This window comes from Nostoc sp. FACHB-110 (genome assembly GCF_014697425.1).
Lineage (GTDB): Bacteria > Cyanobacteriota > Cyanobacteriia > Cyanobacteriales > Nostocaceae > Nostoc_B.
The window spans coordinates 15008-33673 of the sequence record NZ_JACJRU010000047.1 but is presented as its reverse complement, the minus strand read 5'-3'; the positions used below and the strand labels follow the sequence as shown (position 1 = coordinate 33673).

Sequence of the window (18666 nt, the reverse complement as noted above, 5' to 3'; positions counted from 1 at the left end):
AGTAAGTGACATGAAATAAACAAAAACCCACCAGTTGGTGGGTTTTTGTTTATGCGCGAAGATCATCTTGGTCTGGTTGAGTGGTCAAATCTGATGGAGGTCGATCAGTACTCCATGCCCACCAAACACAACCACAATGGCAATGGTAAAACTCTTGCCATTTGCGACGATGTTCTTCTGAGATTACAGGCGATCGCCGATTGAGCCAAACCTGTAATGCTTCTAAGCTACTAGAACGACAGTTAGGACAGCAGAATTCATAGGCGTGAATTGCCTTACTTGTCCATTCAGGTGGGACGGGAGCAAAAGCGTCCATGTAGTTTACAATTTAATCTCAGTACCTACAAGCAGGACATAAGCCCGAATTAATATATATCTGTTTGGCTAATATTTTGATAAATTCATCTGTTTTTTTTACAACTCTTAATTATGGAGCCAAGCCTGGAAATTCGGCGGTTATTAGATGTGATGCCTGCTTCTGGGAGAATGACAACCAAAATAGTTAGTAAACCAGAACAAGCCAAGGTCATTGATGCGGCTTTTCCCTTACCGTGGAATCAAGATAGACCAATCTACATTAACTTTGATTTGTGGAGTCGCCTATCTAAACCACAGCGAGATTTACTGCTGTTACAGAAAGTTAGTGCTTTAACAGGGGTGCGGTGGTTTAAGCCGGATATTTATCAAGGTGTAGTGCTATTGGGATTGTTGGCTGGATTGGTAGAATCATCTCAATCAGATGTAGTTGGTGTGGCGGTGGCTGCTGGGTTAAGTGCGATCGCATTTTGGCGGATTTGGCGTAAGAATCAATCACCAGAATCAGAGTTAAATGCAGATGTAGCCGCGATTAAAATAGCCCAACGCCGGGGTTATGCCGAAACCGAAGCCGCCCAAAATTTATTATCTGCAATTGAAACTGTAGCTAAAATAGAGGGGCATTCTGGGTTAAATTTTACTGAATTAATTCGTTGTCAGAATTTGAAGGCGATCGCACTTTTATCGCCTGTGGGTATCCCAGACAACTACAACAATTAAATTCTACTTATTTAGCAATCATCCAGTTTAAAACATTCTGTGTAATGGCTTGAGCATCCGCATTCAATAAAGCAGGACGTAATTGCGGTGCATTGTAATCATCTAATCCCCAACTCCACTGCATTGAACCAGTTGCAAATACAGTTGCACCAGAATCAGCAGTGTAAATTGTCATGTCAGAATATCGCTTACCACCCTTATATTTATAAGGTGAATGAGCAACACGAATAGTATTATTGGGAGCATAACGAAACATCCGATCAACTTCATACCCCAATAATCCTTGCAGACGTATTTCTTTTAATGAAGATTGATGATTTTGCTTTAACGAGACTTTAGGATCATCAAGTTGTGTACCAGAAATTAACCAAGTTGGGGCAGATTTATTAATCACAATATCAGCATTGACTTGAAAAGTTTCATACATCACTCCAATCATTGCTTCTTCTGGATTACTTACAGGTTTGCTCCGCCATAAAGTTGTGACTAAAAAATCATTATCTGGATTATTATCTCGATTAAATGGATCTAAAGCGGCATTTTCTTTATATGCAGCTATAACTCGATTTAATTCTTGGGTAATTAAGCTTGGTTCAAAGCGAATTTGCCAATAACAAGTATTAGAAGAAAAAAAGCCTAAACTAACTCCATTATCTCTGGCAGCTTCTACATTTTGCCGCATATTGAATGACCAATATTCGTCATGTCCTACAGAGAGAAATACTTTATGTAACAAAAGTATTGGCTTGCTACTCTCAACATCTAGATAATTATTATGAGTATCAATATCGGTAATATAGCTGACATCATACCCTGAGCGTTCTAGCCATCTCAACATATTGTATTCCCAGCCAGCACTAGAAGTTCGGCGTTTTGGTTGAAAATTAGTGAGAAATTCGCCTGCACCAACTCCATAACTTGCAGCTAAATTAGGGCTAGCTGCATAAGGACGATTAAAGGAAACTTTGTCAGCTTGTTTACCACGACTATTCCATCGATAAAGAGACATTCCCCCCCAATTGTTATAGGCTTGGTAAGTCGTGACACTCAATTGAAAGAGAATATTTGTAGGACGACTATCATCACGAACCACAAAAATAATATAACTTTGCTTACCACTTTTACCCGCAGTTAATTTCACTAAATATACTCCGCTAGCCCATTGTGTGGAATCTTTAGGGTTGTTGGGAATTTTTAAAGTGTATGGATCTCGCCAATTACATTCAATCAGTCCAGTATCTTGATTAACAATAGGAGGTGCTTGTTTGAAACCTACTCGCTTAATGGCAGCTGCCATTTGCCTTCCACCTGCACCATCATACCAACCCATCCGAAAAATTTCCATTGTATAGGTTGGGTCTTTAGTACTCACAAATAGCCTAATTTCTTCACCACGATTTACACTAGTCAAAGAAGCATAGCCTTCAATTTCTCTTTTAGTTGCAGGATGAGTTAACTGCCAATCTGTAGTACCGCGTTTACGATTTTCAATAATAATCGGATTATTATCTTGCTGGATTGGATAAATATTTGTGGCAGAATTGTAGGGAGTAAAGAAGAATAAAGTGATGGTAAATAGTAGTAGAGTCAGCAATGACTGAACAACAAATATTCTGCGTTTTCTTGAGAAAATCATATTGTTCTTAGTACTTTTAAGAGGGAACAAGCAATAGACAATAGGGAAATCCCCATAATTAAAATTATGGGGGTAGAAGTAGACATATTGTTGCTAATTCAAGCGGCTAAAAAAAAATTTTAACGACAATGATAAATTTTGTACTCGTAACCATTAACTGCTGCTAATGATTGAGTATCAGCTAGGCATTTTTCTGCTTCTGCTGCTATGGGTGCGTGGAAATTGACTAACCACAAGTCAAAGGGTTTTGGTAGGGTCTGAAGAATATTGTTGAGGGTAGTAGTAGAAGTATGGGGATTTCTATCTTGATGGGCGAGAATAAATTGCAGTGATGGTGAGGATGAATCTTGGAGTTTCCATTCTCTTGCTATCCCCATCATTTCACCAATTTGGACATGGGTAATTTGAGTTGTTGCAATGACTACCCGAACTTGGGATGTGTTGTTAACCAGTTGTAAAAATAGGTCAGGGCGATAGTATTTTTGATAACCCAAATTACAAATTACAGTTATCGCACTACAAAATCCCATCAGCCAAACTATTGCTACAGCTTTTTTGCCATTATTTGGAGAATGCCAGCTAACGGCTAAACTTGCGCCTAATAAAACTATAACTGCTGGAAAGTAAACAAAGTTATAGCGAGCGCCCCTAGTTAAATCAATTCCGAGAAAATAAGTAAAGACAAAAAATAAAGCGATCGCACTTAAAATAAATCCACTTAAAATCTGAGTTTCTGGTTGCTTTAGTTGAACTTTTATCCCCCGAATTAATTTAGGTAAAAACCAGATAAAGAAAATCAACATTACCAACCCAGATAATATCACAATTGCTATCTGTGGTGATTCTATTGGTAATAAAAAAAGCATTGTCACCCAAGCAGCAAAGGCTTGAAAAAGTGGGCTAATCCACTCTAAACCCTGACGCGGTTGTTGTATCCAATCGGTTAATTTATCACCATAGCTATTGTGTAAAAATATTGGTAGCCAAACTACACCAGAGACAACAGTACCAACAACTGCAGCGTAAATTCGCAACCACGGAGGCGATAAAAAAGTGCGTTGTCGCCAAGCTAAAAAAATTAAAACTAAGGCTTGGCTACATAAAGTCAGAACAAAAAAGTAATGACTAGCAATACCACAAGCGTTAATGACAACCCAAGCTAATGTTGTGGCGATGGGTATTTGAGTACGGTTTTGAATGTGACGTGTAGCGATGACAAAGCAAGCAACAGAAGCAATTACCCACAAAATCGCCAAAGTGTAATGACGTGCTTCTTGTGCCAAAAAGATAGCATAAGGTGATACTGCCATGATGGCAGCCGCTAAATGTGCAATCAAGCGAGAACGAAAAGTTAACCACCCTAAACCATAAATTGCGGGAATTGATGCTGCACCTAAGATTGCCGCAAGCGATCGCGCCCCCCATAATGAAACTAGGCCTTGTTGTGTCGGAAATAACTGCATCCACCAATGGGCTAAGAAAAAATAAAGTGGTGGATGATTAGTTTCATAGCTTAAGTGCGCCCAAACATCAGAAATGCTAGCCGTTGGTTGTGGTTGTAGTGGTTGTAATAGAATATCAGGTGCGATCGCCTGATCTAGAGGAACTGGTAAAAAACTATTCCCCAAACTAAACACTAAGGTCGAAAATTCGTCAGTCCAAGGGGGTTTAGCCGTTAAATTAGTCAAACGCAAACCCAAACCTATCAAAAACCAAACCAGTAATAGCAAAGGATGAAACCAGGGTTGATTGATAACAGGCTGCCAATTTTCCGACATCTGTTTTGGGATAGAATTTTCATCTGCTAAAGGTACGCGGCGGTTCCCAAAGGCAGAGAAAAACAAGGTTGTCTGTTGAAAAAATTTCGATGCACTCCCAAACAAAACTTTCATAGCCGCGTCATTTACAAATCAACTCTTGCTATTTTGACTTGAATTGTAAATTTAAGTTCGCCTATTTCACATCAGTCACACGCCAACTCAATTTTAAATTGACCCAAAAATTCCAGACAGTAGCAACTGCGATCGCAACTAAGTTAGCAATATAACGGTTAGGAATCACAAAATTAAACACTAAATTTAACACCAAAACATTGATAACTAAACCAGCCAAGCAGATAATATTAAACTTCAAAAATCTCTTCAAGCGGTGATGCCATTCTTTCTGCTGCATCGATACATCAGCAAATGTCCAAGCATCATTCCACAAAAAATTATTGAAAATCGCAATTTCACCAGCAATAATCTTACTGCGCGTTAAGGGTAAAGCTAAGGTGCTTGGGTCACTCAGCAAATAAAGTATTGCCATATCGACAAATACACCGCTTAGTCCTACCAAGCCAAAGCGGAGAAATCGACGTATCGGAAAACCCATGTTTTGATTCACTCGTCCTAAAATTCCTGTGGATAAACGCAACCGCAATAAATGGTGAATGTACTCTACATATTGCTTCCACGTAACTTTGCTTTCACCCTCTTGACGTTCGCAAAAGACATAACCCACCTCCGCAATTCTTTCTATACTGCCTCTACCGATGACCTCTAAAAGAATTTTGTAACCTACAGGATTAAGTGTGACACCTGCAATACAATCGCGCCGCACCATAAAATAACCACTCATCGGGTCAGAAACTCTCCCCACAACCCCTGGTAATAAAATTAACCCCAAAACTTGCGCGCCACGAGACAAAAAACGCCTAATAGCACTCCAACTACTGACACCACCACCGTCAACATGACGGCTAGCTACCGCCAAGTCTGCACCTTGTTCAATGCTGCGTAACAACTGCCCCAACACTTCGGGCGGATGCTGCAAATCACCATCTATTACACCTAAAACTCTTCCTCTAGCTACTTGCCAGCCACGGATAACAGCAGAAGACAGCCCTCGTTCATTTTGGCGACGCATCACCCGCAATTGATGGTATTCTGCCATCAGAGATTGCGCTACTTCCCAAGTGCGGTCAGGACTATCATCATCGACCACAATCAGTTCGTAATCTCCTGGAAGATATTCATCTAGCAGCCTACTTAGTATTTGAATCACATTTTGAATGTTTTCACGCTCTTTATAAGTAGGAATGATCAACGAAAAATGTATAGTTTCGCCATTGACACCCGCACCAGTAGGAGGAGAATCAGGAATCTGCAAAATATCAGATTGGACTGTTAACAGTGAGTTGCTTTGACTATTAGGCATTGAACAGAATCCGTTTAATTATAATCCCAACTTTTATTCACAGGAAGGAAAAGCGAGTTCTAATTTACCGCAATTTTTACAGTACTTGCCAACATTAATTGAGATTTTATCTAAAATTCAGCCAAAAATAATAGGACTTACGCAAGAACCCTCTCGAACTCTTATAACTTCGTGTCCTTTGCGGTTCGTTTTTTCATAATTTTGCGTAAGTCCTGAATAAATGATGTTGGTTTTTTATTGAAAGTTTAACCTAAAAATCTTAGATTATTGAATAGCGAGGAAAAAGGATTAATTTGTATTTATTAATCAAATTGTTAATGCTATGTTTGTTATTTTATCATTTATCGCCTTAATAACTATTTATACTCTAGTTCATAAAGAGAATGTAGATTGGCGAGGGTCTATTGCGGCAACGGCTCTGATTTGGGGAATACTAATCACTGGGATTACAGAATTACTCAGCCTGATGCAATCAATTAACTTTGTTAGTTTCCTGGGAATCTGGGGGTTGATTGATATCATTTTGGGTTTGATGGTTTTTAAATTAAAAGCTAAAGTACTGCAAAAAAATACTAACTGGCAATTTAAATTTCATCTCCCAACCGAAAAGTCAATGTCTTGGCTAATCGGCGGCACAATTTTTATCATTGCAGTTGTTGGATTAATTGCCATCATTTCACCGCCTAATAATTGGGATTCAATGGACTATCACATGAGTCGTGTTGTTCATTGGATGCAAAATCATAGCATTGCTCATTATCCTACAAGTTACACACCCCAGTTATATCAAAGCCCTTGGTCAGAATATGCAATTTTGCATTTGCAAATTTTAAGTGGTGGTGATTATTTTGCCAATTTAGTTCAATGGTTGAGCATGGTTGGCAGCATTATTATAGTGTCATTAATCGCCAAACAATTAGGAGCGAAATTACGCGGTCAGGTTTTTAGTGCTGTTGTAGCTGCAACTATTCCTATGGGAATTTTGCAAGCATCTAGCACCCAAAATGATTATGTTGTAGCGTTTTGGATAGTTTGTCTTGCTTACTATACGCTGCTAGTTACACAAGCAGGTAAACAAATCAGTTGGGCTAATTGTTTCTATATCGGTAGTAGTGTAGGATTAGCTATTTTAACTAAGGGAACGGCTTATTTTTATGTATTTCCCTTTGTTGTTTGGTTATTGATGGCTTATATTAAACGTCTACGTTGGCAAGTATGGCAGCCTGTCTTAATCATAGGCTTTATTAGCTTATTACTAAACATTGGGCATTATTTACGTAACTATGATTTATTTGCTTCGGTTTTAGGCGAACCAAGTATATATGAAAATGATAATTTAGGAATTAACGTCTTAATTTCTAATGTAATAAGAAATTTATCTCTACATTTAGGTACACCTTTGGGATTTTTTAATGGCAACCTCAATAAATTAATCCAAGTAATACATATATTTTTAGGACTTGATGTTGCAGATACACGCACCACTTTTTCAAGAAACTTTTTTGTACCAGGAGGTTGGTCAACACTTGGCTTAACTGGTAATGAAAATAGTGCTGGTAATTTATTTCATGTATTATTCTTTTGCTTAACCAGTTTCGTTTTTGCTGGTAAAAAGTCACTTCGCAAGCAAAGATATATTTTTGCTTACTATGTTACTGTTATATGCACATTTTTATTGTTTTGTTATGTAATTAAGTGGCAAGCTTGGAATAGCCGTTTACATTTACCTTTTTTTGTATTAATATCGCCATTTATAGGTTTAGTTCTGGCTGAAATCAAAAATAAAAAAGTAGCGATCGCCTTACTCACGCTCTTACTTTGTTCATCTTTAACTTGGGTATTTTTTAATAGATATAGACCAATCATCAGTAGTCATAGTATTTTTCAACTCAGCAGAACAGAACAATATTTCAGCAATCGACCCTATCTCAAAAATACCTATATCCAAGCAGTAGAATTTTTAAACGCCAATAAATGCTCTAACATTGGCTTATTATTAGGCAACGACCCGTGGGAATATCCTTTTTGGGTACTGGCACAGCACAACCAAAACCCAGTAAAATTTCAACATATTAATGTAACTAATGTTTCTGCTAAAAAATCGTTAGAACCGCCTTTTCAAAATTTTGCACCTTGCGGAATTTTGGTAATGCAAACCAAAAAAAGTAAGCTAGAAAAACGCGAAAATATTCTATTTAAAGACAAAAGTTATACTAAAGCTTGGGATTCAGCTGATGTTGGTGTATTTCTCAAACAATGAAAAGTGCTGAGTTAAAAGACCACCCACGATTGGGCGTAGGAGTCAAGACGCTTGCTTCCTTCAGAGTTCAAGCTCTGTCCAACGTCGTTTTCCCCTACACCCTACCCCCTGCACCCTACACCCTATTAGTGACACAATGAGAAAAGGAATCATCTAGTTGTTTGGGATTTATTGTGACGACAATTACTGTTGACACAGTTTTAGAACGTGCCTTGATGGGTTACGATTTATCTCCTCAAGAAGGAGTAATGTTGTTAAAGCAAACTGACCCCGAAGCGATCGCTGCCATTCGTGGCACAGCCGATCAACTCCGCTATAATCAAGCAGGCGATACTGTAACTTATATAATCAACCGCAATATTAACTTTACTAACATTTGCGAACAGCACTGTAGCTTTTGTGCATTCCGGCGAGATGAGGGTGATACAGGTGCTTATTGGTTGGACTGGGGGCAAATTTTAGAAAAATCCCAAGATGCAGTCGGACGGGGGGCGACGGAAATCTGTATGCAAGGCGGATTAAACCCCCAAGCGCAGATTGACAGTAAATCTTTGCCTTATTACATCAAATTAGTCGAAACTATCAAGCAAGCATTTCCTAACCTCCATTTACACGCCTTCTCTCCCCAAGAAGTGCAGTTCATTGCCAGAGTTGACGGGCTAGATTATGCTACTGTGATTGCAGCTTTGCGAGATGCTGGTGTTGGTTCTATGCCAGGTACAGCCGCCGAAGTGTTGGATGATGAAGTGAGACGGGTGTTGTGTCCTGAAAAAATTGACACCGCCACTTGGTTAGAAATTGTCAGTACCGCCCATAAATTAGGTTTACCCACCACTAGCACTATGCTATCGGGACATATTGAAACCCCCGAGCAGCAAATTGGACATTTAGAAAAATTGCGATCGCTACAACAAAAAGCAATCAAACAAAACTATCCAGCACACATCACAGAATTTATCTTATTACCCTTCGTCGGTCAAGAAGCCCCAAAATCCTTACGCCGTCGGGTTGGGCGCGACCAACCAGTGTTAGCAGATGCTTTGCTATTAGGGGCTATAGCCCGGATTTATTTAGGTAATTGGATTTCTAACCATCAACCTAGTTGGGTCAAGTTAGGTTTAGCTGGGGCGACAGAAGCATTAAATTGGGGCTGCAACGACATCGGCGGTACGTTGATGGAAGAACACATCACCACAATGGCTGGTGCTGTGGGTGGTACTTGTATGGAAGTCGAAAGTTTACAAACTGCGATCGCATCTCTAAAACGACCTTACCAACAAAGAGATACACTTTATCAAAAAGTGTAAAGAGTTACGTATAAACTATAAATTTCTGTGTTGATTTTATCTTTTATCAATCATCATTCATTCTTCTCATGATCCCCTAGATACCAATCCAAGATAGGATGGACGTTGATTTACGTGTAGTTTCAGATAATGCTTATGAAACGCTATTGGTCGCGTCTGCTTGCTTTGGTTTTGGTTTTAGCCATCGGTTTAATCGGCTGTTCTAGTCCTGATAGTTTGACAGGGGACTATCGCCAAGACACATTGACTGTAGTCAGTACCCTCAGAAAAGCCCTAGAACTATCTGAAGATTCACCAGATAGAACAGCAATTCAAGCAGAAGCGCGTCAAAAAATAAATGATTTTTCCGCCCGTTATCAAAGGGCTGGCTCTATTTCTACTTCAAGTTCCTTTACAACCATGCGTACAGCACTCAATTCCCTGGCGGGACACTACAGTTCTTACCCAAACCGTCCAGTTCCCCAAAAACTGAAAAATCGCCTAGAACAAGAGTTTAAACAGGTAGAATCAGCCCTAAATCGTGGTGCTTAAATACCATTATCCTTGGCTGGAAATTGAGAGTCCAAAGTTGCCATATTGGACTCTTAATTTCGTTCAATCTCAGCTTCAGATTTCAAATTTACAATTTGAACTTTCAAAAAATTAAAAATTTAGCAACAGTAATTGGGGTTTGGTAGTCTCTAAAAAATAGGCTTCCAAGCCCTTATTTTTGGACTATAACATTTTATACACCCTTTCCCAATTCAGATCAATTGGGTTAACACTCAATTTGTACATCTACCTTTTCGCATGGCTCACCCTCCCTTAACCCTGGTTAGAACCAAATTATTGTGGCAAAGCTTTTTAGCTGTTGTTTTTAGCAGTAGTCTTTTGATGCCTAACTTGATCAACCAACCTGTACAGGCGCAAATCAATGGATATTGTCAGTTATCAACAGCAGCAAGCCAAACAAAAGAAAAGTTGCGTTTGTCAGCACTCAGTGGTAGTCAAGAGGCGCAAAAACGCTACCAACAGTTAATAAAACAGCACGCACAAGAGTTAAGAGCTTGCCGTAGCAAGAATTGGCCAAATATTCAAGCTGTTTGGTTACGCCTGTATCCCTGTGATATTGAACCAGGGACAATAGACCAAATTATGGATCGTATGGTCAATCGTGGCTATAACCAAATTTATATAGAAACATTTTATGACGGGCAGGTATTATTACCTGCAAAAGATAACTCCACTGTTTGGCCTTCTATCATCCGTACCCCAGGCGCAGAGAATATTGATTTACTCTCGTTAGCAATTCAAAAAGGAAGAGAACGAGGGTTAAAAGTTTATGCTTGGATGTTCACAGCAAATTTTGGTTATACTTACGCCCAGCGTGCAGATAGAGAAAGTGCGATCGCACGTAATGGTAAAGGCCAAACAAGTTTATATGTTGTAGATAACAGTTCCCAGGTATTTATTGACCCCTACAATATGCAGGCCAAGCGCGACTACTTCCAAATGGTACAGCAAGTACTACGTCGTCGCCCTGATGGCATACTATTTGATTACGTGCGCTACCCCCGGCAAACAGGCAGCGATTCTATCGCCACCAAAGTTTCGGATTTATGGCTATTTACACCCGCAACTCAAGAAGCTTTATTTAGTCGCGCTTTAAACTCTAAAGGTTTAGATTTGATGCGGCGGTTTCTGAGCCAAGGATACATTACAGTAGCAGATATAGACCAAGTTGATAAACTGTATCCCCAAGAAGGGGAACCAATGTGGCAAGGACGTATCCCACCAACACAACAAAAAGCTCTGCTCCCGGCAACGGACAGGCAACCACTTTTACAATTTGAATTGTGGCAGTTAATGGTTGCCCACGCCATGCAAGGTATTCTTGATTTTGTCGCCGTTGCTAGTTACCCAGCACAGCAGTTAAAAATTCCCTCTGGCGTAGTTTTTTTCCCCGATGGCAACCAAATGGTAGGACAAGGCTATGATTCGCGCTTGCAACCTTGGGATAGATTTCCCAGTACGATGGAGTGGCATCCAATGGCCTATGCAACTTGTAATGACGTTGGCTGCATTGCAGAGCAAGTACAACGCGTTATCAGTATGGCAAAACCAGGTACAAAGATTATTCCAGCCTTAGCAGGCACATGGGGACAATCAGTTAGCAATCGCCCATCCCTAGAAGCCCAAATGCAAGCATTACGCAAATTCGCGCCCCAATTGAAAGGCGTTAGTCATTTTGCTTATTCTTGGCAATATCCTGAACATGATGGCGATCGCAAATTCTGTCGTCTTCGTTAAAAAATAAGGTAGGGAAATCCTGCCTTATAACTTTATTTCTGTCTAATATCTTTTGGGTAAACAACTGTTTGCCCACTCTACAAATTTGCTAAATACCTTAATTTGTAACTGGAAGCGGATCTTAGTCAAGCTTGCTTTCTTCGCCTCTCCAAATTCTGTTGATGTAATTCGGGAAAGTTTTCTAAGTCCTCTATAGACTGCGGGGCTGGGAAAATAACAGCGTCTTCAGAAGTAAATCTCTTTAAAAAAGTTTGAAAAGCTTCATCATCCTCTCTATGGTCGAGAATATACTGCCGTAATTCTGCACGGGACATTTTTGTAAAGTCTGGTTTACTCATAGATACCTCCACTTCCCGTTTGGATAAATTATCATCTCGTTTTCTTCACCAGCAAGAATTACAATATTTTTTGTTCGTTCATCTATTCTCACCAAAAATACTGGTAAATACATTTTTGTAGCCCAACAACTTAAGATAAATGATGTCTTTAATTGTTCTACAGTAGGCATCTCTAAATTTTTTAGAATTATTTATAACTGGCTAGTTACTTCGTCTCCATCCAGTTTTCACCCGCACGTACCTCTACTAATAAAGGCACACTCAAAGACACAGCTTCTTCCATTACAGATTTAATTTGTACTTGTAATTCTTCCCACTCGTGAGGTGGAACTTCAAATACTAATTCATCGTGAACTTGCAACAACAAACGTGCTTGATATTGCTTTAATACCTCATGCAATCTCACCATTGCAATTTTGATAATATCAGCACTAGAACCTTGAATTGGCGCATTAGCCGCTGCTCTTAATAATCCAGCATCGTAAGCACCTAAACCTTTCAATTTACTCAATTCAATATCTTCAGGTTTATTACCTTTTAACTTGCGTAAACTATTGCTAGTGAATTCAAAATATCGCCGCCGACCGAGAATAGTTTCTACATATCCTTGAGCGATCGCTTGTTTTTTAACTCCCTCTAAATAGGCAAAAACTTGAGAATAGCGCTCGTTAAATCGCTTAATAAATTCGTTAGCAATATTTCTATCTATTCCTGTTGAGCGCGAAAATCTTACCGAACCCATACCATAAATCACACCAAAATTAATCGTTTTCGCAATTCTTCTTTCATCTGGTGTAATATCATCTTTTTCAAACACCAACCTAGCCGTAACTGTATGAATATCTTCATTTTGTTGATATGCTTTCACTAAAACAGGTTCTTGGCTTAAATGTGCCAAAATTCTTAACTCAATTTGTGAGTAATCAGCAGCCACCATTAACCAACCTGTTTGTGGTAAAAATGCCTTGCGAATTTGCCGACTAAAAGCCGTCCTAATGGGAATATTTTGCAAATTCGGATTAGAAGAAGATAATCGACCAGTTGATGTTGTAGTTTGGTTAAAATCTGTATGGACTCGCTGAGTATCTTGACGTACTAGTGCAGGCAAAGCATCTACATAAGTAGACTTTAATTTTGATAACGTGCGGTATTCAATTATGGCTTCAATAAATTTATTATCTTCATAAACCTGTTGGAGCTTTTCTAAAGTTGCAGCATCTGTTGAATAACCAGTTTGAATTTTTCGAGAATATTTTGTATCTAATCCCAGCTTTTCAAACAATATTTGACTCAATTTTTTTGGCGAACCTAAATTGAATTTTTCTCCAGCTATTTCAGTTGCAGCTTCTTCCCATCTTTTTAAATCTATTTCCAGTTGTTGTGAAAGTTCTTTCAGATAACTCGAATCAATACGCACACCTGTATATTCCATCTCTGATAGAACTGCTTCTACAGGCTGTTCTACAGTTGTTAATAAATTAGATAAAGCTGGTTGTTTATCTAGTTCTTCTCGCAACTTAGCTACTAATTGCCATGTAGCATTAACTTGTAAACAACAATAATTTGCTACAGCTAAGATACCTATATCAGCAATAGTTTTGCCTTTAGGTACTAAATCGACATAATTTTGAATAGTTAACCCCAAGTAGCGCAAAGACAAATCAGCTAAATTATGGCTTGTATCAGGATTTAAAACATAACTAGCTAACATCGGGTCAAATACAACCCCTGCTAAGTCAATTCCTTGACAGCGAAAAACTAAACGGTCAAACTTACCATTTTGAAATGTTTTAGGATAATCAGCACTTTCTAAAATTGGACGTAATGCGGCCAGTGCTAATTCCTTATCTAAATTTTCGCCATTTTTATGTGCTAAAGGAATATAAGCTGATTCATCAGGTTCCGTTCCCCAACAACAACCAATTCCTACTAAATCAGCATCTCGTGGTTCTAAATCACTCGTTTCTGTATCCCAAGCCACAGGCTGTGCTGCGTCAGTAAATGTTTTTAACAAACTCACCAACTCAGTAAGTTTATTTTCGGTATCAATTATTCTTGGTTGAATTTCTAAAACAGGTTGCTGTTGAAATGCGGCTGTATCAGCAGCAGTAAAAAATGATAAATCAGCGTCTTCATTTTCATTATCGAATGTCTCTGTACTTTCTTTAGATTCAGAAGTTTCTTCTACTGTGCCACCAAATTTCTGCTGAAGTTCGTTGACTTTCTTTAAAAAAGTAGTGAATTCTAGTTTCTCTAAAATAGGAGTGAGGACAGTTGTATCAAATCCTGTTAATTTACAATTTTCTAAATCAACTTCTAGCGGTACATCTACAACTATTCTTGCCAAATACTGGGATTTTTTGGCATCCTCTTCACCTTCGGCTAATTTTTTTTGAGTTGCACCTTTGATTTTATCTAGTGCAGCATAAATATTTTCTAAAGAACCATAGGTACTCAACAGTTGAACTGCTGTTTTATCCCCTATTCCTCTAACTCCTGGAATGTTATCTGATTTATCACCGCAAAGAGCTTTATAATCAACAATTTGGTTTGGTAATACGCCTAATTTTTCTTTAACTTCTTCTGTACTAAATTCGGTGATGCTATTTGTGGCGCGTTTGAGCGCATCTGGACTAAAATTTAAAACTGTGATTTCTTTATCTGGGTCAATTAGTTGAAATAAATCACGATCGCCTGTGAGAATCTTCACTTTATATCCAGATGCTGTGGCTTTTTGCGATAAAGTTCCCAACACATCATCAGCTTCGTAACCAGGCGCAGTAAAAATTTTTAGGTTCAACCCTGCGAGTAATTCCTGCAAATTCTTTAAATCAGGGACAAAATCTTCTGGTGTCCCCGGACGATCAGCTTTGTAAGTATCGTCAGCTTCGTGGCGAAAAGTTGGTAAACCCAAATCAAACGCGATCGCCATTGCGTGTGGCTGCTGTGTCGCCATGACTTCCAATAAAGACTTCAAGAAGCCAAAACATACACTTGTAGGTATTCCCGTCTTGGTACGTAATCCCCCGTCTCGTCCTTTAGCGAAAGCAAAGTAAGAACGAAAAGCTAATGAATGTCCATCTACTAAGATGAACGTGGGACGTGTTGTGGTTATAGAAGTAGAAGTTTCAGACATAGCCTTATTGTAGCCAGAAGCTCTCACCACCGAGAGTGGGTAATTTTAATGCTTGTTCAGCATACCAAGTAAGTCTACATTGCCCATCCACCTATTTAATGTATAGATAATTCTCTATACTGCTGTATATCTACGCAACTTATTGCAAATCAAGACTCAGTAGCAGAAATAGGGCGTTTTTTGTCTAAATTACTTCCATTACTTATCTCAACTGAACAATTTATCCTTAACAAAACTTTATCTAAACTATTGCAAGCCTTGTTTATCGACGTATTTTCGTCATTAAAGCTTTAAACAAAGTTACGTAGTTTTATCAAGACTGTCAGCAAAATTTCAGAGTTAGAAATAGGTTAGCAATCGTTTGATCATCCAGTTTGAGAAAATCATTTCCCATGACAACAAAACTATTTCACACTCTAGCAGCTGCTACAACTTTGGCAGGGGTTATTGCAACAGCTGGAACCGCCAGTGCTGCTTCTTTGAGCTATTCGTACAACACAGGTGGTTACGACACTGCTGACTTTGATAAGACTTTCAACGTTAAAAAATTTGATTCGTCTTTAGGAACACTGAAAAAAGTAACTGTGAGTTTTCTGGCTGATATAACTGGAAGTGGCGGTATAGAAAACAAAGGCAGCAAATCAATTACACCAACACTGACACTTGATGGAATATTAACTTTACAAGCAGATGGTTTAACTCCAGACCCACTTTTTGAACTCAATCCGACAAAAACCTCAAAGTTCTCGCTCGATAAATATGATGGTATAGATGATTATGCGGGAACTTCAGGTGTAAAATTTGATGGACTCACTGCTTCAGAATCAGGCAGTAAAGTTTTTAGTGATCTATCTTCTTTGAACGTATTCACTGGCAAAGGTACTTTAAACTTTTTGCTCTCTGCTACGGCTGAATCAGGACTAAAATCTTCAGGTAACTATAGTTCATTGCTCACAACTCTTGCCAAGGGAAGTTTTGATGTTACCTACGAATACGATCCTAAAGCAACTCCCGAACCTTCTGCGCTCGTTGCTATGGGTTTAGTTGCAGGGTTTGGCATCATGTCCAACCGCAAAAAACAATGGCTTAAAACTGCAAAATCATAAACTCGGTGTAATGGGTGATTTATTAAGCACAAAATATCACCTAAACCTTAAGAGTGTCTGTTAAATAAGATAAATAGCAATACAAAAAGCCAGATTTTAAACATTCTGGTTTTTTATTTTGTCTAAAAAATTTATTAATTATTTCCGGCTTTCTAGTAGTAATCAACAAAAAAGCAAACTATCTGAAGCTGAATATTCCCCACGGTTTCCTTTATCCTGTTAACCTCTTATTTACTAGGAGTTGAAACCTTGGGGATTTATGTATCAAGCATCTGTGGCTGAATCAGCATCTACCGAAAATCAAGCTACCACGAAAGATATTAAGTTATTAGTTTTAGATATAGATGGCACGATCGCCGGCAAATCTAATACTTTAAGCAAACCCGTCAAACAAGCGATCGCAGCAGCAAAAGCTCAAGGTATTCATGTCGCAATCGCTACAGGTCGGATGTATCGTTCTGCTTTGCGCTTTCACCAAGAAATTGGCTCGACTCTACCTTTAGCCGCTTATCAAGGAGCGTGGATTCAAGACCCAGCTAATCAAAAAATCCATCAGCATTTGCCTGTGAGTCGAGAAATAGCTTACCAATTACTGGACTATTTTGAACAACCACAGTGGAGATCGCTTCTTTCGATTCACTTCTACATCAATGACGAACTGTATGTGCGAGAGATAACCAGAGAAACCAAAATTTATGCACAAAGGTCTGGAATTAAGCCAATTGCTGTCGGAGATTTACGTAAAGTATTAACAGAGTATGAACCGACCAAGGTTTTAGCTTTGTGCGATGACACAGAGGTAATTCACCAGTTACTTGGTAATTTACGTCAACAGTACACACCCGCAGAACTTTACTTAACAACCTCTGTGGCTACTTTTTTTGAAGCTACAAATGCCTCTGTCAACAAGGGTGCGGCTGTACGTTATTTCGCTGAAGAACTCCTCGGTTTACAAAGAAATAATGTGATGGCAATTGGCGATAATTTCAATGACTTAGAAATGCTGGAATATGCTGGTATTGGCGTGGCGATGGGAGATGCACCACAAGATGTACAAGCGATCGCTCAATGGGTTGCGCCTAATGTAGAGAAAGATGGAGCCGCAGTAGCGATCAAAAAATTTTTACTATCTTAAAAAACTATGTTGAATATTATCTGAGGTATGAAATCAGAAAGAACACCGACGACTGGCCGTGTTTCGTCTCGGTGTTCTTGCTGGTTCGCTCCTCACACAAGTGAAATTCTAGTCGAAGTACTCTCAAGCGTCAATGCTTGTGAGCAAAATTGTTAGATTTCGTATTAGAAACACCACTGACGAATAACCTGTTAATTACTACCGACATTCAAATAAATTTGATTTGGCTGCAAAGCTTTACCTAAAAAATCATCCTAAACATCAAGAGTTTACAGTTCTAAAGGCGCAGAACTCACTAGTTTTTCTAATAGTAAAAACCGCAACAAACGCCCAGTAGCCATGACTAAACCTAGTCTAGCTTGAGCTAGTTCTGGTGAAGCAATTTTTACCTCACCCCAAATTCGGCATTGAGAAAAAAAATTCTCCAAAGCCTGACTTAATTCCCTGGCTGCTTTTTGCCAATTCATTTTCTTACTAGCATCAGAACACATCAAATCATCTACTATTTGTACCAATATAGCTATTAAATATGTTTCAGCAGGTTGATTGAGTCGGAGTTGATTGTCTTGGGTTAACCACGGTATAGGCTGGGGAAACTCTAGCTGCCACAATTCTGGATAATGAAGTGATGTTGTCGTCAATTTCAGCAATTCTTCCCGATGAGCCAATAACACCCATGAACAACAGCGCGCATGAGCATATTGAATAGTAAATAAGTTTGCCAGATTCTCAGAGGCGAGATTCTGTCTTGAAGGCTCGCTGATGATAATCTTGCCATCGTTTTCTGTTTGGGCGATCGCTAAATTTTCTAGCCAAGTTGCCAAGTAGGATTGGGTTAGTTCTAAATAAATCCAACCAGGAGGAACAATTTTGACATTAAAAACGTCGCCACCGAGTGCTAATAGCTGACAAGCAATACCATCAGCTATCTCCATAGTCATGGAATTATGAGATTTGGATAAATGTTGTGCTACCCCTGAGATATATAAAATTTTGCTATTATCTCTACCTTTATACAGAGGTATTTTTTTTAATTTTATGCTTTCCTCTTTAGTATCCTGAGTATAAGCATTTACCGCTTCCACTAAACTGCTGTATAATAACCTTTTTAGTGATGTGTATTTGCTTACTAGTAGCCAACTATGCACTTAGTCTCAATATAGGTAGCTTTGTATTACTTAATAAACCTCTACGTGTCATCTTCCCTAGGGAATAGGTTTAATCTA

General features: G+C 38.8%; 15 protein-coding genes. 7 read left to right on the top strand and 8 right to left on the bottom strand.

What is annotated here, in order from left to right; genetic code table 11:
- Nucleotides 1-49: 49 nt before the first annotated feature.
- On the bottom strand, nucleotides 50-316 hold the full coding sequence (locus H6G69_RS28490; protein ID WP_190692481.1) for a hypothetical protein: 267 nt from the start codon (nucleotides 314-316) through the stop codon (nucleotides 50-52).
- A 113-nt stretch (nucleotides 317-429) separates the two neighbouring features.
- On the opposite strand from H6G69_RS28490, the gene H6G69_RS28485 reads away from it, so the two are divergent.
- Nucleotides 430-1035 carry a DUF3318 domain-containing protein gene (locus H6G69_RS28485; protein WP_190692480.1) on the top strand — a complete coding sequence of 202 codons (606 nt, stop codon included), beginning with the start codon at nucleotides 430-432 and terminating at the stop codon, nucleotides 1033-1035.
- Nucleotides 1036-1042: 7 nt separating this feature from the next.
- On the opposite strand, the gene H6G69_RS28480 is transcribed toward H6G69_RS28485, so the two are convergent.
- The 3 genes from H6G69_RS28480 to H6G69_RS28470 form a co-directional block, all read right to left on the bottom strand.
- Entirely contained in the window at nucleotides 1043-2671 is a 1629-nt protein-coding gene (locus H6G69_RS28480) for a N,N-dimethylformamidase beta subunit family domain-containing protein (RefSeq protein ID WP_190692479.1), read from the bottom strand.
- Between the two features lie 119 nt (nucleotides 2672-2790).
- Entirely contained in the window at nucleotides 2791-4449 is a 1659-nt protein-coding gene (locus tag H6G69_RS28475; RefSeq protein ID WP_190692506.1) for a glycosyltransferase, read from the bottom strand.
- Between the two features lie 175 nt (nucleotides 4450-4624).
- Nucleotides 4625-5869, bottom strand: coding sequence for a glycosyltransferase (locus H6G69_RS28470; protein WP_190692478.1), 1245 nt, complete (start codon nucleotides 5867-5869; stop codon nucleotides 4625-4627).
- 322 nt (nucleotides 5870-6191) lie between these two features.
- Between H6G69_RS28470 and H6G69_RS28465 the strand changes: the two genes are divergently transcribed.
- From H6G69_RS28465 to H6G69_RS28450, 4 genes are all read left to right on the top strand, one after another.
- Nucleotides 6192-8129, top strand: coding sequence for a glycosyltransferase family 39 protein (locus H6G69_RS28465; RefSeq protein ID WP_190692477.1), 1938 nt, complete (start codon nucleotides 6192-6194; stop codon nucleotides 8127-8129).
- Between the two features lie 173 nt (nucleotides 8130-8302).
- Nucleotides 8303-9436, top strand: a complete 1134-nt coding sequence (gene cofH / locus H6G69_RS28460) for a 7,8-didemethyl-8-hydroxy-5-deazariboflavin synthase subunit CofH (RefSeq protein ID WP_190692476.1) — start codon at nucleotides 8303-8305, stop codon at nucleotides 9434-9436.
- Nucleotides 9437-9571: 135 nt separating this feature from the next.
- A complete protein-coding gene (psb27, locus tag H6G69_RS28455) occupies nucleotides 9572-9967 on the top strand; it encodes a photosystem II protein Psb27 (RefSeq protein ID WP_190692475.1) in 396 nt (131 codons plus the stop codon).
- 258 nt (nucleotides 9968-10225) lie between these two features.
- Nucleotides 10226-11725: a family 10 glycosylhydrolase gene (locus H6G69_RS28450; protein WP_190692474.1), complete on the top strand. Its 1500-nt coding sequence runs from the start codon at nucleotides 10226-10228 to the stop codon at nucleotides 11723-11725.
- A 125-nt stretch (nucleotides 11726-11850) separates the two neighbouring features.
- Here H6G69_RS28450 and H6G69_RS28445 read toward each other — a convergent pair whose 3' ends face one another.
- Genes H6G69_RS28445 through polA form a run of 3 tightly spaced genes read right to left on the bottom strand, consistent with a single transcriptional unit; the run spans nucleotide 11851 to nucleotide 15199 of the window.
- Nucleotides 11851-12063: a DUF6887 family protein gene (locus tag H6G69_RS28445; RefSeq protein WP_190692473.1), complete on the bottom strand. Its 213-nt coding sequence runs from the start codon at nucleotides 12061-12063 to the stop codon at nucleotides 11851-11853.
- Nucleotides 12060-12233, bottom strand: a complete 174-nt coding sequence (locus H6G69_RS34880) for a DUF6888 family protein (protein ID WP_397327016.1) — start codon at nucleotides 12231-12233, stop codon at nucleotides 12060-12062. Before H6G69_RS34880 ends, H6G69_RS28445 begins: the two co-directional genes overlap by 4 nt.
- Nucleotides 12234-12268: 35 nt before the next feature.
- Nucleotides 12269-15199, bottom strand: a complete 2931-nt coding sequence (gene polA, locus H6G69_RS28440) for a DNA polymerase I (RefSeq protein WP_190692472.1) — start codon at nucleotides 15197-15199, stop codon at nucleotides 12269-12271.
- Between the two features lie 392 nt (nucleotides 15200-15591).
- Between polA and H6G69_RS28435 the strand changes: the two genes are divergently transcribed.
- Together H6G69_RS28435 and H6G69_RS28430 are read left to right on the top strand one after the other, a co-directional pair.
- Nucleotides 15592-16305, top strand: coding sequence for a choice-of-anchor E domain-containing protein (locus tag H6G69_RS28435; RefSeq protein ID WP_190692471.1), 714 nt, complete (start codon nucleotides 15592-15594; stop codon nucleotides 16303-16305).
- Between the two features lie 259 nt (nucleotides 16306-16564).
- The gene (locus tag H6G69_RS28430; RefSeq protein ID WP_190692470.1) at nucleotides 16565-17440 is read left to right on the top strand and encodes a Cof-type HAD-IIB family hydrolase; all 876 of its coding nucleotides are present in this window, start codon (nucleotides 16565-16567) and stop codon (nucleotides 17438-17440) included.
- A 269-nt stretch (nucleotides 17441-17709) separates the two neighbouring features.
- On the opposite strand, the gene H6G69_RS28425 is transcribed toward H6G69_RS28430, so the two are convergent.
- On the bottom strand, nucleotides 17710-18381 hold the full coding sequence (locus tag H6G69_RS28425) for a DALR anticodon-binding domain-containing protein (RefSeq protein ID WP_242072217.1): 672 nt from the start codon (nucleotides 18379-18381) through the stop codon (nucleotides 17710-17712).
- Nucleotides 18382-18666: the final 285 nt, after the last annotated feature.